Genomic DNA, 15709 nt, shown 5'->3' on the forward strand with positions numbered 1-15709 from the left:
TTGCCTTTTCTTTCAGGCTTGTAGGCGACAAATTATGCTGTTTTCGAAGCAAATGAGCATGGCGCGAGGTTTCAGTCGCCATTTATCTGGAGTAGGCTCGAACGCAGCCAGATGTTCAATCCATAGATGGAGTTCAGCATGGGATACAAGAAGATTCAGGTTCCGGCAGTCGGCGACAAAATCACCGTCAATGCAGACCATTCTCTCAATGTTCCTGACCAACCGATCATCCCCTACATCGAGGGTGACGGTATCGGCGTCGACATCAGCCCGGTGATGATCAAGGTAGTCGACGCAGCTGTTGAAAAGGCCTACGGCGGCAAGCGCAAGATCTCGTGGATGGAGGTTTTTGCCGGCGAGAAAGCGACTCAAGTCTACGACCAGGACACCTGGCTGCCCCAGGAAACCCTGGATGCGGTCAAGGATTACGTGGTTTCCATCAAAGGCCCGCTGACCACCCCGGTGGGGGGCGGCATCCGTTCGCTGAACGTGGCCCTGCGCCAACAACTCGACCTGTATGTGTGCCTGCGCCCGGTGCGCTGGTTCGAAGGCGTGCCCAGCCCGGTCAAGAAGCCCGGCGACGTGGACATGACCATCTTCCGGGAAAACTCCGAAGACATTTATGCCGGGATCGAGTGGAAGGCCGGTTCGCCCGAAGCGATCAAGGTGATCAAGTTCCTCAAGGAAGAAATGGGCGTGACCAAGATCCGTTTCGACCAGGATTGCGGGATTGGCGTGAAGCCGGTCTCGAAGGAGGGCACCAAGCGCCTGGCGCGTAAAGCCCTGCAATATGTAGTGGATAACGACCGCGATTCGCTGACCATCGTGCACAAAGGCAACATCATGAAGTTCACCGAAGGTGCCTTCAAGGAATGGGCCTATGAGGTGGCGGCGCAAGAATTTGGCGCCACGCTGCTCGACGGCGGCCCTTGGATGCAGTTCAAGAATCCGAAGACCGGCAAGAACGTGGTGGTCAAGGATGCGATTGCCGACGCCATGCTCCAGCAGATCCTGCTGCGTCCGGCTGAATATGACGTGATCGCGACCCTCAACCTGAACGGCGACTACCTGTCTGATGCCCTGGCGGCGGAAGTGGGCGGTATTGGTATTGCGCCGGGCGCCAACCTGTCGGATACCGTGGCGATGTTCGAGGCGACCCACGGTACTGCGCCCAAGTATGCGGGCAAGGACCAGGTCAACCCGGGTTCGTTGATTTTGTCGGCGGAAATGATGTTGCGTCACATGGGCTGGGTCGAGGCGGCTGACTTGATCATCAAGGGCACCAATGGTGCGATTTCGGCCAAGACCGTGACTTATGACTTCGAGCGTCTGATGGAGGGTGCGAAGCTGGTGTCGTCGTCGGGCTTTGGTGATGCGCTGATCTCGCATATGTAAGCGATTGGCAATAAAAAAACCGGCCATACCGTAAACGGAATGGCCGGTTTTTTATTAGGCGCTTGCTCGGTGGCCGATCAGGCCAGTTGCTCTTTTGGTTTTTGAGCGACGCCGTCTTTTGCTGTGCCGATGGTGACTGGCGCACTGATTGCGACTGCGTGCTTGCCTTTGGGCCCCTGAATAATGTCAAAGGAGACCGGCTGCCCCGCTTTCAGCGTTTTATACCCGTCCATTTGGATCGCTGAGTAATGCGCAAAAAGGTCTTCATCCTTGCCGTCTTCATTAATGAAGCCGTAACCTTTGGCATTGTTGAACCACTTGACCTTACCGCTTGCCATGCCCATATCCCTCTGCACCAGACTCCATCACTGGAGTATCATCCAGTTTATCCGTCCTAACCCGAATAAATAAGGTTGACTGCGCGGACCTTTTTTACCCACTGTGGGTTCTATTGGTTGTAACACCGTTTCGCCGATAGTCAAGGCGACCAGTCGGTCAGTAGTTGAAAATCTGACAGGTCGCCCCCACCACTGTATTTGAACCACTGACGAACCTTTCTTTCCATGCATGCAAACAGCCAGATTCGACTAACATTCAATCAGGATCGACCGGATCAGGAACATGATGACGACGGTTCTGCAGGCATTGCTGTTCAGGAGGCCAAGCCTGCTCTACAGGCGCCGCCGATGTACAAGGTGGTTTTGTTCAATGATGACTACACACCGATGGATTTCGTGGTCGAAGTACTCGAGGTGTTTTTTAACCTGAACCGCGAGTTGGCGACCAAGGTAATGCTGGCCGTTCACACAGAAGGACGGGCAGTATGTGGAGTGTTTACCCGCGACATCGCCGAGACAAAGGCCATGCAGGTCAACCAGTACGCCAGGGAAAGCCAGCATCCGCTACTCTGTGAAATCGAGAAGGACGGTTAACGCCGACCACTTGGGTATGAGGTGAAGCTATGTTAAACCGCGAGCTCGAAGTCACCCTCAATCTTGCCTTCAAGGAGGCTCGTTCGAAGCGTCATGAGTTCATGACCGTCGAACACCTGCTGCTGGCACTTTTGGATAACGAAGCTGCCGCCACCGTTTTGCGTGCGTGCGGCGCCAACCTCGACAAACTCAAGCATGACCTGCAGGAGTTTATCGACTCCACAACGCCACTTATTCCAGTCCACGATGAGGACCGTGAGACCCAGCCAACCCTGGGCTTCCAGCGGGTGCTTCAGCGTGCCGTGTTCCATGTTCAGAGCTCCGGTAAGCGTGAAGTCACAGGCGCCAATGTGCTTGTGGCGATTTTCAGCGAACAGGAAAGCCAGGCAGTGTTCCTGCTTAAACAGCAGAGCGTTGCCCGTATCGATGTCGTCAACTACATCGCCCACGGTATCTCCAAGGTGCCCGGGCACGGCGATCATTCCGAGGGTGAGCAGGATATGCAGGACGACGAGGGCGGTGAGTCTTCTTCTTCGGGCAATCCACTGGATGCCTATGCCAGCAACCTCAACGAGCTGGCGCGCCAGGGGCGGATCGATCCGCTGGTGGGGCGTGAGCTTGAGGTTGAGCGTGTAGCGCAGATCCTCGCGCGTCGTCGCAAGAACAACCCGTTGCTGGTAGGCGAGGCAGGCGTGGGTAAAACCGCGATTGCTGAAGGCCTGGCCAAGCGCATCGTGGACAACCAGGTGCCGGACCTGCTGGCCAACAGCGTCGTCTACTCCCTTGATCTGGGCGCCTTGCTCGCCGGGACCAAGTACCGTGGCGACTTCGAGAAGCGCTTCAAGGCGCTGCTGGGTGAGCTGAAAAAACGCCCGCAGGCGATCCTGTTCATCGACGAAATCCACACCATCATTGGTGCCGGTGCGGCCTCCGGTGGGGTGATGGATGCCTCCAACCTGCTCAAGCCGCTGCTGTCGTCGGGTGATATCCGCTGCATCGGCTCGACCACGTTCCAGGAATTCCGTGGCATCTTCGAGAAAGACCGTGCCCTGGCACGTCGCTTCCAGAAGGTCGACGTGTCCGAGCCTTCGGTAGAAGACACCATCGGTATTCTGCGCGGGCTCAAGGGGCGCTTCGAAGCGCACCACGGCATCGAGTACACCGATGAAGCCCTGCGTTCGGCCGCTGAGCTGGCGTCGCGCTACATCAATGATCGGCACATGCCGGACAAGGCCATCGACGTGATCGACGAGGCGGGCGCCTATCAGCGCCTGCAGCCGGTCGAGAAGCGTGTGAAGCGCATCGACGTGCCGCAGGTCGAGGACATCGTGGCGAAGATCGCGCGGATTCCGCCAAAACACGTCACCAGTTCCGACAAGGAGCTGCTGCGTAACCTGGAGCGTGACCTCAAGCTCACCGTGTTCGGTCAGGACGCGGCCATCGACTCGCTGTCCACTGCGATCAAACTGTCGCGTGCGGGCCTCAAGTCGCCAGACAAGCCGGTGGGTTCGTTCCTGTTCGCCGGCCCGACCGGCGTCGGCAAGACCGAAGCGGCGCGCCAATTGGCCAAGGCCATGGGTATCGAGCTGGTGCGGTTCGACATGTCCGAATACATGGAGCGTCACACCGTGTCGCGCCTGATCGGCGCACCTCCGGGTTATGTCGGCTTTGACCAGGGCGGCCTGTTGACCGAGGCGATTACCAAGCAACCGCATTGTGTATTGCTGCTCGATGAAATCGAGAAGGCTCACCCTGAAGTCTTCAACCTGCTGTTGCAGGTGATGGACCACGGCACCCTGACCGACAACAACGGGCGCAAGGCGGACTTCCGCAACGTGATCGTGATCATGACCACCAACGCCGGTGCCGAAACGGCCGCGCGGGCTTCGATCGGCTTCACGCATCAGGACCACTCGTCTGATGCCATGGAAGTGATCAAGAAGAGCTTCACGCCGGAGTTCCGCAACCGCCTGGACACCATTATCCAGTTTGGTCGCCTCAGCCATGAGGTTATCAAAAGTGTGGTGGACAAGTTCCTTACCGAGCTCCAGGCGCAGTTGGAAGACAAGCGCGTGCAGCTGGAGGTCACGGACGCGGCGCGCAGTTGGCTGGCCGAAGGCGGTTACGATGCGGCAATGGGCGCACGCCCAATGGCGCGTCTGATCCAGGACAAGATCAAGCGGCCACTGGCCGAAGAGATCCTGTTTGGCGAGCTCTCCGACCATGGTGGCGTGGTGCACATCGACCTGAAGGACGGCGAGCTGACCTTCGAGTTCGAAACCACGGCTGAAATGGCCTGATCGATAGCGGCGGGCGTCAATGTGGGAGGGGGCTTGCCCCCGATAGCAGTGTTTCAGTCGCTACATGAGTGACTGATCTACCGCTATCGGGAGCAAGCCCCCTCCCACATTTGGTTTTGGCGTTTGGTAAATAGCGCACACACAAAAACGCCCGGCATAACCGGGCGTTTTGTATTGACTTGCTTAGCGAGCGCGGTAAGTGATGCGCCCTTTGCTCAAGTCATAGGGCGTCAGCTCGACGCGCACTTTGTCACCGGTAAGAATACGAATGTAGTTCTTGCGCATCTTGCCGGAGATATGCGCGGTTACGACGTGCCCATTTTCCAACTCCACACGAAACATGGTGTTGGGCAGGGTGTCGACGACAGTGCCTTCCATTTCGAAGCTGTCTTCTTTCGACATGCAGTAAAGCCCTCGGTATCCAGTGAATGGCCCGGTGCAACTGCGCCAGGCAAAAGCGGCGTGCATTGTGCCCGAAAAAGGGTGTTTAAGCCAAGGGGTTCTAGTTAAGCACGACCCATCTTTGATTAATCAGCAGTTCGATGGGCCGATATTGGGTCTTGTAGTTCATCTTTTTGCAGTTCTTGATCCAGTAGCCGAGGTACACCGCCTCCAGTTCCTGGCGCAAGGCTTCGCCAATTTGCCAGAGGATCGCGAAGCGTCCGAGGCTGCGGCGTTCTTCGGCGGGTTCATAGAAGGTGTAGACCGCCGACAGGCCATTGGGCAGCAGATCGGTCACCGCGACGGCCACCAGGCGGCCGTTCGCACGAAATTCGTAGAAGCGCGAGAAGGGCAGGTCGCGTACCAGAAAGGTGGAAAACTGATCGCGGCTGGGCGGGAACATGTCGCCGTCGGCGTGGCGTTGCTCGATGTAGCGCTGGTAAAGGTCGAAATATTCTTCGGTGAAGCGCGGCTTGGCAGATGTCACCGTCAGGTCGGCGTTGCGCTTGAGGATGCGTTTCTGGTTGCGGTCCGGCAGAAACTGCGCAACGGGGATGCGTGCGGGCACGCAGGCATTACAGTTCTGGCAATGCGGCCGGTACAGATGGTCGCCACTGCGCCGAAAGCCCATCTCCGACAGGTCGGCATACACATGCACGTCCATAGGCTGGCTGGGGTCGAGGAACAGTGTGGTGGCCTGCTCGTCGGGCAGATAGCTGCAAGAGTGGGGTTGAGTGGCATAAAACTTCAAACGCGCCAACTCGGTCATGATCAACCCTCGGATAAGCTTTGAAATAAGTGTAAGCCAGGAGCGCCGATGTCGCCTAGGAAACCCATGGTCCGGCGTTGGGCTGGTCCAGATGGTCACGCAGGAACCCTGCGAAGTCGTTGCGGGATATGGCGCGGGCACCCAGGCTGTGCAGGTGGTCGTTGGGCATCTGGCAGTCGATCAGCACAAAACCCCAGGCCTGCAATTGACGGGTCAGCGTGGCAAAGCCGAATTTCGAGGCGTTGTCGGCGCGGCTGAACATGGATTCGCCAAAAAACAGCCGGCCCATTGCGAGGCCGTACAGGCCGCCTACCAGTTCACCCTTGTCCCAGACCTCAACCGAATGCGCGTAGCCGCGCTGGTGCAGTTCCAGGTAGGCGCTCTGGATGCCTTCGGTGATCCAGGTGCCATCGGCATAGGTGCGAGGTGCGGCGCAGGCCTGGATGACGGCGGCGAAGTCCTGGTCGAAGGTCACGCTGTAGCGCTGTTGGCGCAACAGTTTGCCCAGGCTGCGCGATACATGCAGTTCGTCGGGGAATATCACGGTGCGTGGGTCGGGCGACCACCACAGGATCGGTTGGCCCTCTGAAAACCACGGGAAGCAGCCATGACGATAGGCTTGGATCAGTCGCTCGGCGCTGAGGTCACCGCCGGCGGCGAGCAGGCCATTGGGTTCGCGCATGGCTTTGGCCAAGGCAGGGAAGATCAGTGAATCGCGTTGTAACCAGGTCAGCATGGCATCCAGGCTTTGCGGAAGGGGAGGGGAGTGGCAGGTATGACACCTGCGGCGGCAGTGCTGATTATTGTCGACCTGGCGCCATCGGGCCAGCCCGAATCAGGCATTAAGGGGGATTAGCGTGAGCAGGTGTTTCTGCAACTCTATGCCGGGGGCGTGGTCGTAATCGGGTCTATTCCATGCAGGCCATTTGCCAAGCTTGCCTGGATTGGTAAAAACAGCTCATAAGCCTTTGTCAGCAAAGACAATGCATGCTCAAATTGAACATCTTGTGACACACAATTGGCTATGCTGCTGGAAGAGCGCCAAGCGGCGTGGCATCGGGGACACAAACCCGTACAATGCGGCCATTGTGGCGTTATCGTCATTTCATCCAGCAATCGCCCGGTGTTAAACAGTAGATTCAACGACGCTCGTTCATTTTTCAGCTGCTCGGATTGGGCAGTATTTGCAGTCATTCAACAGATGGACGCGCTCAAGGCGCAGGAAAAGACCCGTTTTGAAGAAATCCGCCGCAACACCTAAAGCAGCAGTCGTGCCGGCCTGGCGTCAGCACCTGCATTATCGCCTCAAGGAAGGTGCGCTGATCGCCATCGGCGCACTGTGCCTGTTCCTGATGATGGCCTTGCTGACCTATGGCAAGGACGATCCGGGCTGGAGCCACAACAGCAAGATCGAAGACGTGCAGAACTTCGGTGGGCCTGCCGGTTCCTACAGCGCAGATATCCTGTTCATGGTGCTGGGTTACTTCGCCTATATCTTCCCGTTGCTGTTGGCGATCAAGACCTGGCAGATCTTCCGCCAGCGCCACGAGCCGTGGCAGTGGAGCGGATGGCTGTTTTCCTGGCGCCTGATCGGCCTGGTGTTCCTGGTGTTGTCCGGCGCGGCCCTGGCGCATATCCATTTCCATGCACCCACCGGCCTGCCGGCGGGCGCCGGTGGTGCGCTGGGTGAAAGCCTCGGCGACCTGGCGCGCCGGACCCTGAATATCCAGGGCAGCACCCTGATGTTCATCGCACTGTTCCTGTTCGGCCTCACCGTGTTCACCGACCTGTCATGGTTCAAGGTGATGGACGTGACCGGCAAGATCACCCTCGACTTGCTGGAGCTGTTCCAGGGCGCCGCCAACCGCTGGTGGGCGGCCCGTGTCGAGCGCAAGCGCATGGTTGCCCAGCTGCGTGAGGTGGACACCCGTGTCAACGAAGTGGTGGCGCCGAGCACACCGGACCGGCGCGAGCAGGCAAAGGTCAAGGAACGCCTGATCGAGCGCGAGCAGGCCCTGAGCAAGCACATGTCGGACCGCGAGAAACAGGTGCCGCCAGTGATTGCCCCCGCGCCGCCCAAGCCGGCCGAACCGAGCCATCGCGTACAGAAAGAGAAACAGGCACCGTTGTTCGTCGACAGCGCCGTCGAAGGCACCTTGCCGCCGATCTCGATCCTCGACCCGGCCGAAAAGAAACAACTCAACTATTCTCCGGAATCCCTGGCGGCCGTCGGCCACCTGCTGGAAATCAAGCTCAAGGAGTTTGGTGTCGAAGTGTCGGTGGACTCCATCCATCCCGGCCCGGTGATCACCCGTTACGAAATCCAGCCGGCCGCCGGTGTGAAGGTCAGTCGCATCTCCAACCTGGCGAAAGACCTGGCCCGTTCCCTGGCCGTGACCAGTGTGCGTGTGGTGGAAGTGATTCCCGGCAAGACCACCGTGGGTATCGAGATTCCCAACGAAGACCGCCAGATCGTGCGCTTCTCCGAAGTGCTGTCGACGCCCGAGTACGACAACTTCAAATCGCCGGTCACCCTGGCCCTGGGCCACGACATCGGCGGCAAGCCGGTGATTACCGACCTGGCGAAGATGCCGCACCTGCTGGTGGCCGGTACCACCGGTTCCGGTAAGTCGGTGGGGGTGAACGCGATGATCCTGTCGATCCTGTTCAAGTCCGGCCCGGAAGACGCCAAGCTGATCATGATCGACCCGAAGATGTTGGAACTGTCGATCTACGAAGGCATTCCGCACCTGCTGTGCCCGGTGGTCACCGACATGAAGGACGCCGCCAACGCCCTGCGCTGGAGCGTTGCCGAGATGGAGCGCCGCTACAAGCTGATGGCGAAGATGGGCGTGCGTAACCTGTCGGGCTTCAACGCCAAGATCAAGGAAGCCCACGAGCGCGGCGAGACCATCGATGATCCGTTGTACCGGCGCGAAAGCATTCACGACGAAGCGCCAAAATTGACCAAGCTGCCGACCATCGTAGTGGTGGTCGACGAATTCGCCGACATGATGATGATCGTCGGCAAGAAGGTTGAAGAACTGATCGCGCGTATCGCCCAGAAGGCCCGTGCCGCCGGTATTCACTTGATCCTCGCCACCCAGCGGCCGTCGGTGGACGTGATCACGGGTCTGATCAAGGCCAACATCCCGACGCGCATGGCGTTCCAGGTGTCGAGCAAGATCGACTCGCGGACCATCATCGACCAGGGCGGCGCCGAACAACTGCTTGGCCACGGTGACATGCTCTACATGCCGCCGGGCACCAGCCTGCCGATCCGGGTGCACGGCGCCTTTGTTTCCGACGATGAAGTGCATCGCGTGGTGGAAGCCTGGAAACTGCGCGGCGCGCCGGAATACAACGACGACATCCTCGCCGGTGTGGAAGAAGCCGGCAGCGGCTTCGATGGCGGCAGCGGCGGTGGCGACGATGATGCCGAGACCGATGCGCTGTATGACGAGGCCGTGGCCTTCGTGCTCGAAAGCCGTCGCGCCTCGATCTCCGCGGTGCAACGCAAGCTGAAAATCGGCTACAACCGTGCCGCGCGTATGATCGAAGCCATGGAAAACGCTGGCGTCGTGACCGCAATGAACACCAACGGCTCGCGCGAAGTCATTGCCCCCGGGCAGATGCGCGACTGATCCCGCGCCGCGTGACAGCACGCGGCGCGCCCTGACTACTCAATGAGGACTCCCATGCGCTTTATCCGCATGCTGTTGTTGCCGGCACTGGCCCTGACCGCTGTTTCGGCTCACGCTGACCCGGCCTCCGTCGCCAGCCTGAAGAACCTGCTCGACAAATCCCAGACCCTGACCGCGCGCTTTTCCCAGTTGACCTTGGATGCCGGAGGCACCCAGTTGCAGGAAACCGCTGGCGAAATGGCCGTGCAGCGTCCTGGCCTGTTCTATTGGCACACCGAAGGCAAGGCTGAGCAGACCATCGTGTCCGATGGCCAGAAGGTCACCCTGTGGGACCCGGACCTGGAACAGGCGACCATCAAGAAGCTCGACCCGCGCCTGAACCAGACTCCGGCGCTGTTGCTCTCGGGTGACGTGTCGAAGATCAATGACAGCTTCGACATTACCTCCAAGCAGACCAGCAACGTGATCGAGTTCACCCTCAAGCCGAAATCCAAGGACACGCTGTTCGACACCCTGTCCTTGTCGTTCGGTAACGGCGTGATCAACAACATGCGCCTGATCGACAGTGTCGGCCAGCGCACCGATATCCTGTTCTCCGGGGTCAAGGCCAACCAGCCGGTACCGGCGTCCAAGTTCAAGTTCGACATCCCCAAGGGTGCCGACGTGATCCAGGAATAAATTCCCCAGAGGTTTCAAACGCTGCCCATGGATCTGTTTCGAAGTGACCCGATTGCCCAGCCATTGGCCGCACGCCTGCGTTCGACCAACCTGGATGAGTACGTCGGTCAGGAACACCTGCTCGCTCGCGGCAAGCCCCTGCGTGAAGCCCTGGAGCAGGGCGCGCTGCACTCGATGATTTTCTGGGGGCCGCCGGGGGTGGGCAAGACCACCCTGGCGCGGCTCTTGGCAAAAGTCTCGGATGCGCACTTCGAAACGGTCTCGGCGGTACTCGCCGGGGTCAAGGAGATCCGACAGGCGGTGGAAGTCGCCAAGCAGCAGGCCGGGCAGTACGGCAAGCGCACCATCCTGTTCGTCGACGAAGTGCATCGCTTCAACAAGTCGCAACAGGATGCGTTCCTGCCCTATGTGGAGGACGGCACGCTGATCTTTATCGGTGCCACCACTGAGAACCCTTCGTTTGAATTGAACAACGCCTTGCTGTCGCGGGCACGGGTCTATGTGCTGAAAAGCCTGGACGAGGCGGCGATGCAAAAGCTGTTGCAGCGTGCCTTGAACGAAGACAAGGGCTTGGGCAAGCGCCAACTGAGCGTGAGTGAAGAGGGCTTCAAGATCCTGCTGACGGCTGCCGATGGCGATGGGCGCCGTTTTCTCAATCTGTTGGAAAACGCCTCCGACCTGGCCGAAGACGGCGCTGAGATTGGCGTCGACCTCCTGCAAAGCCTGCTCGGCGACACGCGCCGCCGCTTCGACAAGGGCGGTGAAGCCTTCTACGACCAGATCTCGGCGCTGCACAAATCCGTGCGCGGTTCCAACCCCGATGGTGCGCTCTACTGGTTCGCACGCATGATCGACGGCGGTTGCGACCCGCTGTACCTCGCACGTCGCGTGGTGCGCATGGCCAGCGAAGACATCGGCAACGCCGACCCGCGTGCACTGAGCCTGTGCCTGGCGGCGTGGGACGTACAAGAGCGACTTGGCAGCCCGGAAGGTGAGTTGGCGGTGGCCCAGGCCATTACCTACCTGGCCTGCGCGCCAAAAAGCAATGCGGTGTACATGGGCTTCAAGTCCGCACTGCGTGCTGCCGCCGAATATGGCTCGCTCGAAGTGCCGATGCACTTGCGCAATGCGCCGACCAAGTTGATGAAGCAGCTGGGTTATGGCGATGAATACCGTTACGCCCACGATGAGCCGGATGCCTACGCGGCCGGTGAAGACTATTTCCCCGATGAGCTTGAGCCGTTGCCGCTCTACCAGCCGGTGCCCCGTGGCCTGGAGCTGAAGATCGGTGAAAAGCTCAATCACCTTGCCACCCTCGACCGCCTGAGCCCCCGGCAGCGGAGAAAGTCATGATTCCTTTGGTCGTCGCCGTTTCGGCAGGTGGTATCGCAGGTACACTGCTGCGCTTTGCCACGGGCAATTGGATCAACGCCAATTGGCCGAAACACTTCTATACGGCGACGCTCGCCGTTAATATCGTGGGCTGCCTGTTGATCGGCGTGTTATACGGCCTGTTTTTGCTGCGCCCGGAAGTGCCTATCGAGGTACGTGCCGGCCTGATGGTTGGCTTTCTTGGCGGCCTGACGACTTTTTCATCCTTTTCACTGGATACCGTGCGCCTGCTGGAAAGCGGGCAAGTGCCGCTGGCAATTGGCTATGCGGCCATCAGCGTATTCGGCGGGCTGCTCGCCACCTGGGCCGGCCTGTCCTTGACCAAACTTTGATAAACGAGAGACCGACATGCTCGATTCCAAACTGTTACGTAGCAACCTTCAGGACGTAGCGGACCGCCTGGCATCCCGTGGCTTTGCCTTGGATGTTGCGCGCATCGAAGCGCTGGAAGAACAGCGCAAGACCGTCCAGACCCGCACCGAAGCACTGCAGGCTGAGCGTAATGCGCGTTCCAAATCCATTGGTCAGGCCAAGCAGCGCGGCGAAGACATCGCGCCGTTGATGGCGGATGTCGAGCGCATGGGCACCGAGCTGTCCGAGGGTAAGGTCGAGCTGGAAAAGATCCAGTCCGAGCTGGATTCGATCCTGCTGGGCATCCCTAACATTCCGCACGAATCCGTGCCGATCGGCGCAGACGAAGACGGCAACGTCGAAGTGCGTCGCTGGGGTACGCCGAAAGCCTTTGATTTCGAGATCAAGGACCACGTCGCCCTGGGCGAACTGAGCGGTGGCCTGGATTTCGAAACCGCCGCCAAGATGTCCGGCGCGCGCTTCTCGCTGCTGCGTGGCCCGGTTGCACGCCTGCACCGTGCCCTGGCGCAGTTCATGATCAACCTGCACACCGGCGAGCACGGTTACGAAGAGGCCTACACCCCGTACCTGGTGCAGGCGCCGGCGCTGATGGGCACCAGCCAGTTGCCGAAGTTCGAAGAAGACCTGTTCAAGATCAGCCGCGACGGCGAAGCCGACCTGTACCTGATCCCGACCGCCGAAGTGTCGCTGACCAACATCGTCTCCGGCGAGATCCTCGACGCCAAGCAACTGCCGATCAAGTTCGTCGCCCACAGCCCGTGCTTCCGTAGCGAAGCCGGCGCCTCCGGCCGCGACACCCGCGGCATGATCCGCCAGCACCAGTTCGACAAGGTCGAGATGGTGCAGATCGTCGAGCCATCGACCTCCATGGACGCACTGGAAGGCCTGACCGCCAACGCCGAGCGTGTCCTGCAACTGCTGGAGCTGCCGTACCGCGTACTGGCGCTGTGCACTGGCGACATGGGCTTCAGCGCCGTGAAGACCTACGACCTCGAAGTCTGGGTGCCGAGCCAGGACAAGTACCGCGAGATTTCGTCGTGCTCCAACTGCGGTGATTTCCAGGCCCGTCGCATGCAGGCGCGTTTCCGCAACCCGGAAACCGGCAAGCCGGAGCTGGTGCACACCCTCAACGGTTCCGGCCTGGCGGTTGGCCGTACCCTGGTGGCCGTGCTGGAAAACTACCAGCAGGCTGACGGCTCGATCCGTGTGCCGGAAGTGCTCAAGCCGTACATGGCGGGCGTTGAGGTCATTCGCTAAATGGAATTTCTGCCGCTGTTTCATAACCTGCGCGGCAGTCGTGTGCTGGTCGTCGGTGGCGGGGAGATTGCCTTGCGCAAATCCCGGCTGCTGGCCGACGCCGGGGCGGTGCTGCGGGTGGTTGCTCCCCAGATCGAAGACCAGTTGCGTGAACTGGTACTGGGCAGTGGCGGGGAACTGATTCTGCGCGGCTATCAGGAGGCCGACCTCGATGCTTGCACCCTGATCATCGCGGCAACCGACGACGAGCCGCTGAACGCGCAAGTGTCCAGCGATGCCAAGCGTCGTTGCGTGCCGGTCAACGTGGTCGATGCGCCAGCCTTGTGCAGCGTGATCTTCCCGGCGATTGTCGACCGTTCACCGTTGGTGATCGCAGTGTCCAGCGGCGGCGATGCGCCGGTGCTGGCGCGCTTGATCCGCGCCAAGCTGGAAACCTGGATTCCGTCCACCTACGGTCAACTGGCCGGGCTGGCGGCGCGTTTTCGTGCCCAGGTCAAAGGCTTGTACCCGGATGTGCAGCAGCGTCGTGCGTTCTGGGAAGAAGTGTTCCAGGGCCCGATTGCTGACCGCCAGTTGGCCGGGCAGGGTGATGAGGCCGAGCGCCTGCTGATCGAAAAGGTCAACGGCGCGCCGCCTTATGCGCCGGGCGAGGTTTATTTGGTGGGCGCGGGTCCGGGTGATCCCGACCTGCTGACCTTCCGTGCCCTGCGCCTGATGCAGCAAGCCGACGTTGTGCTGTATGACCGCCTGGTTGCACCGGCGATTCTCGAACTGTGCCGCCGTGATGCCGAGCGCATCTATGTCGGCAAACGTCGCGCTGATCATGCCGTACCGCAAGACCAGATCAACCAGCAATTGGTGGACCTGGCCAAGCAGGGCAAGCGCGTGCTGCGCCTCAAGGGTGGCGATCCGTTCATCTTTGGTCGTGGTGGCGAAGAGATCGAGGAACTGGCCGCCCATGGCATCCCGTTCCAGGTGGTGCCGGGGATCACCGCGGCCAGCGGTTGCGCGGCATATGCCGGGATTCCGCTGACCCATCGCGACTATGCGCAGTCGGTGCGTTTTATCACCGGGCATTTGAAGGACGGGACCTCGGACCTGCCCTGGCATGACCTGGTGGGACCTTCGCAGACTCTGGTGTTCTACATGGGCTTGATCGGCTTGCCGATCATCTGCGAACAGCTGATCAAGCACGGGCGTGCATCGGACACCCCCGCAGCGTTGATCCAGCAGGGCACCACGTCCAATCAGCGCGTGTTCACCGGCACCCTCGCCGATTTGCCACGCATGGTGGCGGAGCATGAAGTGCATGCGCCGACACTGGTGATCGTGGGTGAGGTGGTGGTGTTGCGCGAGAAGCTGAAGTGGTTTGAGGGCGCGCAGTCCCAGGTCTGAGCCTTGAAAGCATCGGGGGCAAGCCCCCTCCCACATTGGACTGCATTCCAGTGTGGGAGGGGGCTTGCCCCCGATGAGGCCCTAAAAGCCAGCCAATACGTCGGATCAGTTCCACACGCCTTTGCCAATCAATTGCTTCCGATCGTGCTGTTCATCAAACCCCTGCAACGGCCCCTTCGGCACAATCCCTGTCGGATTGATCGTGCGATGGCTGGCATAGTAATGCCCCTTGATGTGCGCAAAATCCACCGTCTCCGCCACTCCCGGCCACTGATACAGCTCCCTCAACCAATTCGACAAATTCGGATAATCCGCAATCCTGCGCAAATTGCATTTGAAGTGGCTGTAGTACACCGCATCAAAACGAATCAGCGTGGTGAACAGCCGCACATCTGCCTCGGTCAGGTATTCACCGGCCAGGTAACGATGGTCGCCCAAGTGCTGTTCCAGATGATCCAGCTCGGCGAACACATCATCAAACGCACTTTCATACGCTTGCTGTGAGGTGGCGAAGCCTGCGCGGTATACGCCGTTGTTCACTGCCGGGTAAATGCGTTCGTTCAACGCGTCAATGGTCGTGCGCAGCGGCTGGGGGTAGAAGTCCAGGGTGTTGCCGGTCAATTCATTGAAGGCGTCGTTGAACATGCGGATGATCTCCGCCGATTCATTGCTGACGATGCGCTTGAGCTTTTTGTCCCACAGCACCGGAACGGTGACGCGTCCGGTGTAATCGGCGGTGTCGGCGGTATAGCGCTGGTGCATGAAGTCGAAATCACCCAGCTTGTCGCCGGTGGAACCGTGGGCCTTGTCGAAGGTCCAGCCGTTTTCCAGCATCAGCCAGCTGACCACCGACACGTCGATCAGGCTTTCCAGGCCCTTGAGCTTGCGCAGGATCAGCGTGCGATGGGCCCACGGGCAGGCCAGGGAGACATAGAGGTGGTAGCGACCGGCCTCGGCTTTGAAGCCGCCTTCGCCACTCGGGCCGGGCGCGCCATCGGCGGTGACCCAGTGGCGGCGTTGCGCCTGTTCGCGCTGGAACGCGCCGTCCGCGCTACTTTCGTACCACTGGTCTTTCCAGCGTCCTTCGATCAGCAAACCCATGACTGGCTCCTAGGCTAATAAGCGTTGGAGCCC

The 15709-nt window shown here is 59.9% G+C and carries 15 protein-coding genes; 10 read left to right on the forward strand and 5 right to left on the reverse strand.

What is annotated here, in order from left to right; genetic code table 11:
• The first annotated feature begins 138 nt into the window (after positions 1 to 138).
• Entirely contained in the window at positions 139 to 1395 is a 1257-nt protein-coding gene (gene icd, locus NL123_RS12070) for an NADP-dependent isocitrate dehydrogenase (RefSeq protein WP_494357846.1), read from the forward strand.
• 77 nt (positions 1396 to 1472) lie between these two features.
• Here icd and cspD read toward each other — a convergent pair whose 3' ends face one another.
• Positions 1473 to 1733, reverse strand: a complete 261-nt coding sequence (gene cspD / locus NL123_RS12075; RefSeq protein WP_494357847.1) for a cold shock domain-containing protein CspD — start codon at positions 1731 to 1733, stop codon at positions 1473 to 1475.
• A 225-nt stretch (positions 1734 to 1958) separates the two neighbouring features.
• Here cspD and clpS point away from each other — a divergent pair, with 225 nt between their 5' ends.
• Complete coding sequence (clpS, locus tag NL123_RS12080) at positions 1959 to 2327, forward strand: ATP-dependent Clp protease adapter ClpS (protein WP_005789091.1); 369 nt, start codon at positions 1959 to 1961, stop codon at positions 2325 to 2327.
• A 29-nt stretch (positions 2328 to 2356) separates the two neighbouring features.
• On the forward strand, positions 2357 to 4627 hold the full coding sequence (gene clpA, locus NL123_RS12085) for an ATP-dependent Clp protease ATP-binding subunit ClpA (RefSeq protein ID WP_071493384.1): 2271 nt from the start codon (positions 2357 to 2359) through the stop codon (positions 4625 to 4627).
• 183 nt (positions 4628 to 4810) lie between these two features.
• Here clpA and infA read toward each other — a convergent pair whose 3' ends face one another.
• From infA to aat, 3 genes are all read right to left on the reverse strand, one after another.
• Positions 4811 to 5029 carry a translation initiation factor IF-1 gene (gene infA, locus NL123_RS12090; protein WP_002553999.1) on the reverse strand — a complete coding sequence of 73 codons (219 nt, stop codon included), beginning with the start codon at positions 5027 to 5029 and terminating at the stop codon, positions 4811 to 4813.
• 100 nt (positions 5030 to 5129) lie between these two features.
• Positions 5130 to 5837 carry an arginyltransferase gene (locus NL123_RS12095; RefSeq protein ID WP_058425010.1) on the reverse strand — a complete coding sequence of 236 codons (708 nt, stop codon included), beginning with the start codon at positions 5835 to 5837 and terminating at the stop codon, positions 5130 to 5132.
• A gap of 55 nt (positions 5838 to 5892) precedes the next feature.
• The gene (aat, locus tag NL123_RS12100) at positions 5893 to 6573 is read right to left on the reverse strand and encodes a leucyl/phenylalanyl-tRNA--protein transferase (protein WP_494357848.1); all 681 of its coding nucleotides are present in this window, start codon (positions 6571 to 6573) and stop codon (positions 5893 to 5895) included.
• Between the two features lie 282 nt (positions 6574 to 6855).
• On the opposite strand from aat, the gene NL123_RS12105 reads away from it, so the two are divergent.
• The 7 genes from NL123_RS12105 to cysG are packed head-to-tail and all read left to right on the forward strand — an operon-like array spanning position 6856 to position 14575.
• Entirely contained in the window at positions 6856 to 7098 is a 243-nt protein-coding gene (locus NL123_RS12105; RefSeq protein ID WP_494357849.1) for a hypothetical protein, read from the forward strand.
• Positions 7073 to 9481: a DNA translocase FtsK gene (locus NL123_RS12110; protein ID WP_248482303.1), complete on the forward strand. Its 2409-nt coding sequence runs from the start codon at positions 7073 to 7075 to the stop codon at positions 9479 to 9481. The genes NL123_RS12105 and NL123_RS12110 overlap by 26 nt, the downstream gene beginning before the upstream one ends.
• A gap of 54 nt (positions 9482 to 9535) precedes the next feature.
• Complete coding sequence (gene lolA, locus NL123_RS12115; protein ID WP_071491890.1) at positions 9536 to 10159, forward strand: outer membrane lipoprotein periplasmic chaperone LolA; 624 nt, start codon at positions 9536 to 9538, stop codon at positions 10157 to 10159.
• A 27-nt stretch (positions 10160 to 10186) separates the two neighbouring features.
• A complete protein-coding gene (locus NL123_RS12120) occupies positions 10187 to 11512 on the forward strand; it encodes a replication-associated recombination protein A (protein WP_071493380.1) in 1326 nt (441 codons plus the stop codon).
• Positions 11509 to 11883 carry a fluoride efflux transporter CrcB gene (gene crcB / locus NL123_RS12125; RefSeq protein ID WP_071493379.1) on the forward strand — a complete coding sequence of 125 codons (375 nt, stop codon included), beginning with the start codon at positions 11509 to 11511 and terminating at the stop codon, positions 11881 to 11883. Before NL123_RS12120 ends, crcB begins: the two co-directional genes overlap by 4 nt.
• A 16-nt stretch (positions 11884 to 11899) precedes the next feature.
• Entirely contained in the window at positions 11900 to 13180 is a 1281-nt protein-coding gene (serS, locus tag NL123_RS12130) for a serine--tRNA ligase (protein WP_248482300.1), read from the forward strand.
• Entirely contained in the window at positions 13181 to 14575 is a 1395-nt protein-coding gene (gene cysG, locus NL123_RS12135) for a siroheme synthase CysG (protein WP_248482299.1), read from the forward strand.
• A 105-nt stretch (positions 14576 to 14680) separates the two neighbouring features.
• Here cysG and NL123_RS12140 read toward each other — a convergent pair whose 3' ends face one another.
• Positions 14681 to 15676 carry a glutathione S-transferase family protein gene (locus NL123_RS12140; protein ID WP_248482298.1) on the reverse strand — a complete coding sequence of 332 codons (996 nt, stop codon included), beginning with the start codon at positions 15674 to 15676 and terminating at the stop codon, positions 14681 to 14683.
• Positions 15677 to 15709 lie beyond the last annotated feature (33 nt).

The organism is Pseudomonas sp. FBCC-B1565 (assembly GCF_059133265.1).